The organism is Rhodoferax sp. ZS1R8, assembly GCF_056521325.1.
Genome location: NZ_JBWMBA010000187.1, coordinates 1 through 1061, shown reverse-complemented (window position 1 = coordinate 1061; position 1061 = coordinate 1). Strand labels below are relative to the sequence as shown.

At 62.2% G+C, this 1061-nt stretch carries 1 protein-coding gene; it reads left to right on the top strand.

Annotated features, from left to right (window positions below):
- Positions 1-15: 15 nt before the first annotated feature.
- Positions 16-1061, top strand: a 1046-nt coding sequence (locus AC097P_RS24875) for an AMP-binding protein (protein ID WP_479613087.1), incomplete at its 3' end; no start/stop codon positions are given.

Below are 1061 nucleotides of genomic sequence, written 5' to 3'. Positions count from 1 at the left end.
CCTTCAGGATTTTCCATGACCGAACCCGTGAATGTTTTGCCCAGCGACCTGCCCCTGCAATGCCTGTACCGGTGGGAGCAGGAACGGGGTGACCAGGTTTTCCTGACCCAACCCATGGGAGCAGGCCAGGTGCAGGACATCACCTGGGCAGAGGCCGCAGACGACGCCCGCCGCATGGCCGCCTGGCTCAAATCGCAGGGCTGGCCTGAGGGCAGCCGCGTGGCCATCATCGGCAAGAACAGCGCCCACTGGATACTGGCTGACCTGGCCATTCTGATGGCGGGTTATGTGTCGGTGCCCATCTACCCCACCTTCAATGGCGAAGCGCTGGCCTACATCCTGGCGCACAGTGAGGCGCGGGCCTGCTTTGTGGGCAAGATGGACGGTGTGGAGAATTTGCAGACCGGCATACCCGCCGACATGCCACTGATCACCATGCCGTTGGCGCCCATGATGAAGTCGCTGCTGTGGACCGACCTGCTGGCCCAGAACGCGCCACTGGGCGGCACATCGACCCCGCAAATGGATGCCATGTGCACCATCATTTACACCTCAGGCACCACTGGCAAACCCAAGGGTGTGGTGCAGACCTTCCGAGCCATCGCGTGGGCACTGACATCTGCCACGCGCCGCGTTCAGATGGGTGACGGCGAACGCTACATCTCTTACCTGCCACTGGCCCATGTGGCCGAGCGCATGCTGATCGAACAGGGCGCCCTGCGCTTTGGCGGCCACATCTTCTTTGCCGAATCGCTGGACACCTTTGTGCAGGACTTGCAACGCGCACGCCCCACGGTGTTTTTCTCGGTACCCCGGCTGTGGGTCAAGTTCCAACAGGGGGTGTTTGCCAAGATGCCGGCAGAAAAGCTCAGGCTACTGCTGGCCATTCCACTGGTGGGTGGTCTGGTGCGGCGCAAGATACTGAAGGGCCTAGGCCTGGACCAATGCCGTGTGGCAGCGGGTGGTGCAGCCCCCATGCCGGCCGATGTGTTGCAGTGGTACCGCAAGCTGGGCCTGGACCTGATCGAGGTGTATGGCATGACCGAGAACTGTGGAGTGTC